The organism is Halonotius sp. F2-221B (genome assembly GCF_046719765.1).
GTDB lineage: Archaea > Halobacteriota > Halobacteria > Halobacteriales > Haloferacaceae > Halonotius.
This window is the reverse complement of sequence record NZ_JABEBY010000019.1, coordinates 55485-64128: the sequence shown is the minus strand read 5'-3', so window position 1 is coordinate 64128 and position 8644 is coordinate 55485. Positions and strand designations below refer to the sequence as shown.

Here is an 8644-nt window from a genome sequence, read left to right as displayed (position 1 = left end):
CGAGGATTGAGCGCGATCACCGAACCAAACATCTGGCCGTATCTTACCGGTAAAGATTCGAACTAAACACTATGAGTCGATCACAACCGACGTGTGAGCCATACGTTGAAGCCGATCCATCGATAGCCTTCGAGTGGATGGTCTCGGACGCCGAAATCGAGCGGTTGCGCCGCGAGGCGGATACGATCATGACCCGATACCAGCAGGTCGAAGCCGCCCTCGAATCGGCCCGCGAGGAGTCCGGCGACCACTGGGACGACGGCGAGCTCTCGGTGACGCTGGACTCCCCGCAGGGCGAGCCGCTGGATATCACGCTCGATCTCCATGCCGATCCCGCGAGCAACGCCGAACACCGCTACGAGCGCGCGAAGGAACTCGAAGCCGAACTCGAACGAAAACGGGAGATCGTCGGCCAGTTGGCTCCGTTGCCGGCCGATCCGGTCGCCTACCTGCTCTGTTATCATCTTGATCGAGTCGAAGGCAACTACCCGCGGTCGATGGCGGGCCATCTCGACGCCGACCGCGGCCACGTCGAGGAGTGCTGTGAGGAGATGCGCACTGCCGGCCTGCTGGAGCGCGTCGAGTCCGGCACCGTCAAACAACGCCGCGTCAAGGCCAAGCAGGCCGACGAAGTTCGCCAGCACCACACCTACTACCGGCTCTCCCGGGAGGGCGACCACCTGCTGCGATTTCTCGGCGAGCGCGAGGGACAGCTGAACGTCCTGCGACACCTCCCAGACGGGCGGCGGCTAGTGGAACGCCTCGCTCGCGGCGGGCCCGACTACGCCCGGATGAGCGCCGAGGAGCTGGGGATGGAGTTCGAGTACGTTCGGCATCTGTACCGCGCGCTCCGGCGGGTCGGGTTGGTCACCGACTACGAGGGTAGTACGATCAAAGCCAGCGAACGAAAACTAAAACCCAAAGACGAAACTCACCGAAAGCACACGTATTTTGTCACGACTGATCGGGCTGAAACGCTGCTCCGCGAACTTGAAAGCGGGTAACCGCTGTGCTCGCCGTGCTGCTTGCCGAGGTCTCTGCCCACGGTGCGGACACAGCGTGTTGGTACCCCCTCCCGATTTAGGGGGTGATCTAACCGTTGAATTTAATACCCATGCGTTCTTACAGGTAAACGCCTATCTGGTGTCTCGGTTATCAGTGTTGAACATGGAACGCCTGAGCCCGATGCCAGATGGCAACCCCTGACAGCCGTTTTGTCGGGGGCAAAACTTCTAGGGGGAAGTTACGGGGGGATATAGAGTCGCCTATGGCGATCCATTCGGTGTCAGTTTTTCAAAAACGATAATTTGCGGCACAGTTTTATTATGCTCTTTGCGATTCCATCGGGTACAGCCTGTGAAAGTGGCCTACGGACACAGGCTTGCAATGTTCAGCACTGAGAACCGAGGCATCAGCCCGTTGGCACCACCCTGATGCCACTCTACGCACGGGATTCGCCCGTCGTAGCAGGGTGGTGCTGACTATTTTATCCCACACTGTGCGTCGAAGTGATGGGCCCTATCGGATTTGAACCAATGACCACCGAGTTATGAGCTCGGCGCTCTTACCAGACTAAGCTAAGGGCCCTACCGGACTGATACCGACTGGCCCTATATGAGAGTGTCGAGTTTTCGAACGAACGTGGTGACGATGCCAGGGCTCGAACCCACCGAGACAGTTGGTGCTCGGAGCCAAGCTCCTCGCGTAGGTGTTCGAGAAAACGACGCCGTCGCCAGGGCTCGAACCTGGGACCACCTCGTTAACAGCGAGGTGCTCTACCATCTGAGCTACGACGGCCCGACGCGTCACAGGGTAGTCGGATCGTTTTAATAGGGCTTTCGCTTTTCCCCCGACGGAAGCGACATCCTTTCGACGGCCGGTGCTGAAACGATGGGTATGCCGAGCCTCGACAGCGTCCTCGATACTGTCGCCGACCGCGTCACCCCCGACAGCGACGAACGGGAGCGGCTGGCCGCCACGGCGGCGACGCTGACCGACCGCGCCGAGGCTGCCCTCGCCGACCATGATATCGACGGCGACGTGTTGCAGGTCGGCTCGACCGCCCGTGGCACGTGGCTCGCCGGCGACCGCGATATCGATCTGTTCGTCCGGTTTCCCACCGACTACGACCGCGCCGAGTTGGAACGGCTCGGCCTCGCCATCGGCCACGAGGTACTCCCCGAAGGCCACGAGGAGTACGCCGAACACCCTTACGTCACCGGCGAGTTCGACGGCTTTGCGGTCGATCTTGTCCCCTGCTACGCCGTCGACAGCGCGACCGCCATCCGCTCGGCGGTCGATCGTACCCCGTTTCACACCCGGTATATCGACGACCGCCTCGATGACGACCTCGCCCGTGATATCCGCGTCTTCAAGCAGTTTCTCAAGGGGATCGAGGCCTACGGGAGCGATCTTCGCACCGAGGGCTTCTCCGGCTATCTGGCCGAACTTCTCGTTGTTGAGTACGGCGGGATCGAACCTCTCCTCCGGGCCGCCGCCGACTGGCACCCACCGATAACCCTCGACCCCGAAGACCATGGCGAGGTGCGGTTCGACGACCCGCTCACCGTCATCGATCCAACCGACCCCGAGCGCAACGTCGCCGCCGTGCTCTCGGCGACGAATCTCGCTCGCCTCCAACATTACGCCCGCGATCTGCTGGCTGATCCCCGCGAAGAGCTATTTCACCCATCGGAACCCGCTGCCCTCGACCACGAGGCCGTCCGAACCCATCTCGCCGATCGTGAGACCACCGCCGCTGCGATCGTCTTCGAGACGCCCGACATCGTCGAGGATCAACTGTATCCCCAACTCCGCAAATCACTGTCCGGCGTTGTCGACGGCCTCGAACGTCACGAGTTCGGCGTCATTCGATCGACAACCCTCGCCGACACCGACCGTAGCGTCCTCCTGATCGAACTCGCCGACACGACGCGGCCGGCGATCGAACGCCACGAGGGGCCGCCGGTGGCTGTCCGCGACCACGCTGAGGGATTTTTCGAGAGCTATGTCGACGACGACACCGTATACGGCCCGTTTCTCGATGGCGATCGCTACGTCGTCGAACGCCCACGTGAGGTGACTGACGCGCGTCAGTACCTCGACAGCGACGCCATCTTCGAGGTCGCCCTCGGCGCGCAGATCGAGACCGCGCTTGCAGACGACTACGAACTTCTGTGGGATGAGGCGGTAGCGACGCTGGCTGATGCGTTCGGCACCGAGTTGGCGGCATACTTCGAGCCAACGCCCTAACAACGACTCACATCGATTGACAATCGTACCGCTGTATGGTCAACGAACGCCCGACAGCACCGCTACTCGATGCCGAGTCGCTTCCGGATGTCGTCGGTGATCTCGACGGTCGATGTGTCCGGCTCGTCATCGCAGGCGATCGGCTCCCGGCCGTCGAAGGTTTCGTGTACCATCGCAACCCCCTCCGAGAGCGTATCCAGGCCGTAGCCACCCTCTAACACAAAGGCAAGGGCGGCGTCGCTGGCGTCGGCGATCGACCGCAGCCGATCGGTCAACAGCGCGTATCCCTCGGTCGTCACACGGTGCCGGGAGATCGGATCGTGTTCGTGGGCGTCAAACCCCGCGCTGACGATGACGAGATCCGGATCAAAGTCGGCGAGTGCGGGCGCAAGTCCCTCGTCGACGACATGCAGAAAGTCCGCGTCGCCAGCCCCGGCCGGGAGGGGTGCGTTCAGCGTCATCCTCTCGCCGTCGCCGGTGCCGGTTTCGTCGACATCGCCGGAGCCCGGATAGATCCCCTCCTCGTGGATCGAGCCATAGAAGACCTCATCGCTGTCGTAGAAGATATCCTGAGTGCCGTTGCCGTGGTGGACATCCCAATCGAAGATGGCGACCCGGTCGACGGCGTCCTCATCGAGCAGCGTCTGGGCGGCGACGGCGGCGTTGTTGATAAAACAAAACCCCATCGCCTTGTGGCTGACCGCGTGATGGCCCGGTGGTCGGCCGATCGAAAACGGGGTGTGGCGACCGTCGGCCCCATCGAGTGCCTGCCGGGCGGCCCACAGCGCGAGGCCGGCGCTCTGGAGGGCTGCATCCCACGTTCCCTCGGAGGCGACCGTGTCACGATCCCAACTCCCGCCGTCGTCTTCACAGAACCGTTTGAGTTCGTTGAGGTAGGTACCGCGGTGTACCGTCTGTACCTGCTCGCGGGTCGCCGCCGGCCCCTCCTGGTAGTTGACGTGGTGTTTGTGTTTGAGCGCCTGTCGGATCGCACGCAGTCGATCGGCCGTCTCGGGGTGTCGGTCGCCGGTATCGTGTTCCAGACACACGTCGCTGTAGCCGAACTGCATTATTCGAAGAGCGAAAAGTAGGTCTCGATGTCGTCGGCCTGTACGGTGCGTCGGTCGGCGTGGTGGGCGAGGGTGACGGCGGCGGCAGCAACGTTGTCGGCGTAATCCTCAAGAATATCCGCCAGGGCGATCCGGGCGTCCATCGACACCCGGTAGCTGTCGTCGATCTCGAGTCTGGCGATCCGGTCGACCGGTGCGATCGGGAGTTCCAGGCTCTCGCGGTCGACAACCTGCTCGACATCGAAATCGCTCGCCATCAGCGTTTTTCGCCCGTCGGCGGTTGCCGTCTCGGCGGCTGAGGCCGCCAGCGTTGCCCCGTGGCGTTGCACGCGGCCAGCCAACGCCTCGGCGGCGTCGGCACTCACCCGGAGTGAGTCAGCGTTCCGCCGAATAATCGCATCAACTGGGGCGAACGGCAACTCGACACTCATACCCACATAGCCGGCTGTGGTTCGTATAATGCTTTCCGTTGTGCTCGCCGTCACCGGCGGTCGCCCCTGCTGGTGACACCCACATCCGGCGATACGGAATACTACCGGCGGCGATCAGAACACGTCCTCGGCGTCGATCGTCCCGTCGGTTTCGGTGCCGCGGACGGTCACCTCCTCGCCGAGCCGGAGCTCGGTGTCGGTTTCGATCTGCCGGGTTTCGGTGCCGTTATCCAAGATGATCGGGCTGCCGGCCTGGACGACGGTGCCGGTGAACTCGACGGTCTCGGCGACCTGCGTTGCCGCGGCTCCGCCACCCCCGCTGTCGGCCTCGCCGCTGGTCGCCCCGTCGGCACCCGCGGTTGCTGTTGCGGCCTCGGCGGCCTCGCCGTCATCTCCTTTCGACCCGTCGCTCTCGTCGCTGCCGGCGTCTTCGAACGCTGAGAGCCCGCTTTCGGTGCTCGTCGTCGACTCGGCATCGGCCCCTGTCGACGCGGCCGCCCCGCCGGCATCGGCCTCGCTGTCGAGGACGGTCACCGTCGACTGCCAGCCCGCGGAGGCTTCGAGATCGTCCTGCCAGCCGTCTTGGATCTCCGCGTCGGTCACGAGCACGTGGTCGGCTAACTCGATGTCCTTGTCAGCTTTGTCGCCCCACAGCGCGACCCGCATATCGCCCGTTTCGTCGCGCAGCCGGATGTTGCGAACCTGTCCCTCCGAGCCATCGTCGCGGTCGAAGGTGCGTTTCGAGTCGGCCTCGATGACACCGCCGGCGATGTCGACCGTCTGGCCGATCTCGACGCTTTCGATGTCGGTCGTTTCAGGAACGTATTCGATCTCCTCATCGATGGCGTCGACCGCGCCGCGGGAGCCGACGTGGAGTTCGAGGCTGCCGTCCCGTTCCTTGACGTAGCCGTCGACGATCTCGACGGACTGGCCGTCGGTGAACTCCGAGACCAGGGGTGCCTGCTCGTCCCACAGCGTCACGCGAATCCGACCTGTTGGGTCGCCGACCGACAGGTTCGACACCTGTCCCTCCGAGCCGTCGTCGCGGTCGAAGGTACGAACCGTGCCGACATCGAGAACTGTTCCTTTGAGGTTGACATCGGAGAGTCCCATCGAGAGATCCTCGACGCGATACAGCTCCTGTGTCTCCACGTCGAGTTCGGCGTCCTCGTCTGGTTCGGCTTTGTTGACGCTGACCTCGACGCCGTTGTACCCCTCTTTCGGCCGGCCGGCGATCCGCAACACGTCGCCGATCTCGATCTCACCGTGTGTACCGGCTTCGGGGTCGCCGACCGCCGAGACGGCTTGTTTGTCCCACATCGAGATCCGAATTCGACCTGTTTCGTCGGCAACTTCGAGGTTGACAACGCGGCCGTCCTCGGCGTCTTCCTCGTCGCGTTCGAACGTTCGGAGCTCCCCGATCGAGACAACCTTGCCGAGGAACTTCACCTCGTCCATCCCGGGCTCGATGTCGGCGATGCCGTTGACCTGCTGGTCTTTCAGCTCGTGGGCGATCAGCTTCGCGGCCGTCTCCTCGTCGGCCAACCCGCCCATCTGTTCGACCTTGTCCTCGACGGCCTCGCGGAACTCTTCGAGCGACACGTCGGTGTCGAGGGCCTCGTATTCGTCCGCTATGACACCCATAGGTATACACAGTCGCAGGGGAAGTTCCCGGTTAAGCGTTGTCCTTGCGCCGATCCCGCGGCCTGGTGTGTCGCCGCCGACCGCACCACAGTCGCTGTGTTTTCCTGCCGCATAGCGGGGGTGTGTCGGGATCGAATAAAAACCTCAGGTGGGGTGGCCGCCGTACCGTAACCGTCTTAAGTAAACCACGGGTACGGAAAGATGAGTCCTGATAGGGTAGTGGACTATCCTCTTGGCTTGCGGAGCCAGGGACCGGAGTTCAAATCTCCGTCAGGACGTTCATTCCTTCGGACTGCTTCACTTCGCTCAGCAGTCGCTCAGTCATTCACGTCCTGACGTGCCCTGCGCTCGTTTCACTCGCGCAGGACTCCGTCAGGACTTCTCGAAGACACAGCATTTTGCCACACTCAGGATTGCTGTGTCGACAGACTGTGTTCCAAGAGGCTGGGAGAACCGACTGTCATCGATTGAACCCATCCGCCCGTCAGGACGTTTTAGGAAGTGAACAGCCGACTGTTCTGCCCACAACGTTACACTGAGGGACACCTTTTATATTCACGTCGTGGTACACAATCTGTATGGCACAGGTCTTCGCGGTCGCCAGCGCGAAAGGGGGCGTTGGCAAGACGACAACGACGGCAAACGTGGGGGCGATTCTCGCCGAGACTGGGGCCGATGTCGTGGTGATCGACGGCGACATCAGCATGGCAAATCTCGGCGCGACCCTCGGCATCGAGTCACCACCGACAACGCTCCACGATGTGCTTCGTGGCGATGCCACCCCCTCGGAGGCCACCTACGAAGGCCCAGGCGGCGTCTATGTCGTCCCCGGCGACACCGCCCTCTCGTCGTACGCGTCGGCCGACCCCGAGGAGCTCCCGTCGGTGCTCCGCACCCACTCACAGGCCGACTACGTGCTGATCGATGTCGGGGCAGGTGTCAGCCACGAGACGGGCCTCCCGCTGTCGCTGGCCGACGAGGTGCTGTTGGTGTCGACGCCGGAACGAGACGCGCTGCGTGATACCGAAAAAACCCGCCAGCTCACCGAAGAGCTCGGCGGCACCGTCGCCGGCGCGGTCATCACCCGAACCGAGGCGTCGACGCCGGTCTCGGAGCTCGCCACCGGCACCCTCGCCGCGCCCGTGTTGGGATCGATCCCGGAGGATGAAGCCGTCCGCGACTCCGTCGCCGTTGGCGAACCGCTGTCGACGTACGCCCCACACAGCCCTGCCGCCGAGGCCTACCGTGAGCTGGTCGCTGAACTCACCGGCGTTGAGCCCGAGGCCCCGCCGGACTCCGACGCGCCGTCGACGGCCCAACCCGAAGCAACCACGGACAGCGAGCCGGCCGACACCCCAGCCGAACCGGCCACCGCGGCTGACACCGATTCTGCGTCGACCGACACCGACGCTGAGCCGGCTGACACAGCACCCGATCAGTCCGAGGCCACCGAATCGAGCGACGATCCAGCTGTCACCGAGGCGGAGGCAAAGTGGGCGGAAGCGGCCACCGGAACCGCGAGCGATGTTGACGACGCTGTGGTCGATGAGGCGGCATCGATGCCTGATGCCGACGGCGAGCCGTCGACACCCTCGACTGAGCCGCCCGCCGATGAGACGACATCGACCCCTACTGAGGATCCCGACACCGCTCCTGGATCGTCGGCGTCGACTCCCGAACCTGACGATACCGACGCCGCTCCCGGATCGCCCGACTCGACCGACACCGACGACGAGGAGCCTGAACCCTCACTGTCGGATTCAGCTGAGGAACCGGAGCCGGACGATCCCCCATCCGAGAGCGACGAGGGCGCGGCATCGGAGCCCACACCCGAGACGACCGCTGAGGAGGCGACGGAGGCGGACACGGCCTCCCCCGTTGCCGATCTCGCCGACGAGATCGCCGCGGAGTCGACGCCGATCGATGCAGACGCGGCTGCCGACACCGACTCGTCCACCACACCGGAGGTGGTCGACACCGAGCCGGCGGTCGATGAGAAGCCGAGCGATGCAGCGGTTCCGTTTAGCGATGCAGACGACGAGACCACTGACGCCGAGGGCGACGAGGAGCCGTTGATCCCCGACGCTGAGGGTGAGCCTTCCTCGGGAGCCGACGACGATCAATCGATGACAACCGAACTTGGATCGCTCCCCGAGGAGTCGACCTTTGAGGACACGGAAGCGACTGACGAGGATGACGATGACGACAAGGGCTTTTTCCGGCGACTGTTTTTCAGCTAGAGCGATA

At 63.6% G+C, this 8644-nt stretch carries 6 protein-coding genes and 3 tRNA genes; 4 read left to right on the top strand and 5 right to left on the bottom strand.

Annotated features, from left to right (window positions below):
- Positions 1 to 71 precede the first annotated feature (71 nt).
- Positions 72 to 1004: a DUF2250 domain-containing protein gene (locus tag HKK80_RS13285; RefSeq protein WP_411800072.1), complete on the top strand. Its 933-nt coding sequence runs from the start codon at positions 72 to 74 to the stop codon at positions 1002 to 1004.
- A 508-nt stretch (positions 1005 to 1512) separates the two neighbouring features.
- Here HKK80_RS13285 and HKK80_RS13280 read toward each other — a convergent pair.
- Positions 1513 to 1587, bottom strand: a tRNA-Ile gene (locus HKK80_RS13280).
- 137 nt (positions 1588 to 1724) lie between these two features.
- Positions 1725 to 1797, bottom strand: a tRNA-Asn gene (locus HKK80_RS13275).
- Positions 1798 to 1890: 93 nt separating this feature from the next.
- Between HKK80_RS13275 and cca the strand changes: the two genes are divergently transcribed.
- The gene (cca, locus tag HKK80_RS13270) at positions 1891 to 3252 is read left to right on the top strand and encodes a CCA tRNA nucleotidyltransferase (RefSeq protein ID WP_411800071.1); all 1362 of its coding nucleotides are present in this window, start codon (positions 1891 to 1893) and stop codon (positions 3250 to 3252) included.
- Positions 3253 to 3314: 62 nt separating this feature from the next.
- Here the strand turns inward: cca and HKK80_RS13265 are convergent, their stop codons facing one another.
- The 3 genes from HKK80_RS13265 to HKK80_RS13255 all read right to left on the bottom strand — a co-directional run bounded on the left by HKK80_RS13265 (position 3315) and on the right by HKK80_RS13255 (position 6397).
- Positions 3315 to 4322 carry a histone deacetylase family protein gene (locus HKK80_RS13265; protein WP_411800070.1) on the bottom strand — a complete coding sequence of 336 codons (1008 nt, stop codon included), beginning with the start codon at positions 4320 to 4322 and terminating at the stop codon, positions 3315 to 3317.
- Positions 4322 to 4753 carry a histone gene (locus HKK80_RS13260; protein ID WP_411800069.1) on the bottom strand — a complete coding sequence of 144 codons (432 nt, stop codon included), beginning with the start codon at positions 4751 to 4753 and terminating at the stop codon, positions 4322 to 4324. Before HKK80_RS13260 ends, HKK80_RS13265 begins: the two co-directional genes overlap by 1 nt.
- A gap of 114 nt (positions 4754 to 4867) precedes the next feature.
- On the bottom strand, positions 4868 to 6397 hold the full coding sequence (locus HKK80_RS13255) for a single-stranded DNA binding protein (protein WP_411800068.1): 1530 nt from the start codon (positions 6395 to 6397) through the stop codon (positions 4868 to 4870).
- Positions 6398 to 6602: 205 nt separating this feature from the next.
- Here HKK80_RS13255 and HKK80_RS13250 point away from each other — a divergent pair.
- Positions 6603 to 6675 (top strand) — tRNA-Arg (locus tag HKK80_RS13250).
- Positions 6676 to 6975: 300 nt separating this feature from the next.
- Positions 6976 to 8637: a cell division ATPase MinD gene (minD, locus tag HKK80_RS13245; protein WP_411800067.1), complete on the top strand. Its 1662-nt coding sequence runs from the start codon at positions 6976 to 6978 to the stop codon at positions 8635 to 8637.
- The last annotated feature ends 7 nt before the right edge of the window (positions 8638 to 8644 follow it).

What these genes read in the sequence shown, in the direction of transcription:
- cca (WP_411800071.1), top strand. Translation starts at nt 1,891, where the DNA reads ATGGGTATGCCGAGCCTCGACAGCGTCCTCGATACTGTCGCCGACCGC.
- HKK80_RS13265 (WP_411800070.1), bottom strand. Translation starts at nt 4,322, where the DNA reads ATGCAGTTCGGCTACAGCGACGTGTGTCTGGAACACGATACCGGCGAC.
- HKK80_RS13285 (WP_411800072.1), top strand. Translation starts at nt 72, where the DNA reads ATGAGTCGATCACAACCGACGTGTGAGCCATACGTTGAAGCCGATCCA.
- HKK80_RS13255 (WP_411800068.1), bottom strand. Translation starts at nt 6,397, where the DNA reads ATGGGTGTCATAGCGGACGAATACGAGGCCCTCGACACCGACGTGTCG.
- minD (WP_411800067.1), top strand. Translation starts at nt 6,976, where the DNA reads ATGGCACAGGTCTTCGCGGTCGCCAGCGCGAAAGGGGGCGTTGGCAAG.
- HKK80_RS13260 (WP_411800069.1), bottom strand. Translation starts at nt 4,753, where the DNA reads ATGAGTGTCGAGTTGCCGTTCGCCCCAGTTGATGCGATTATTCGGCGG.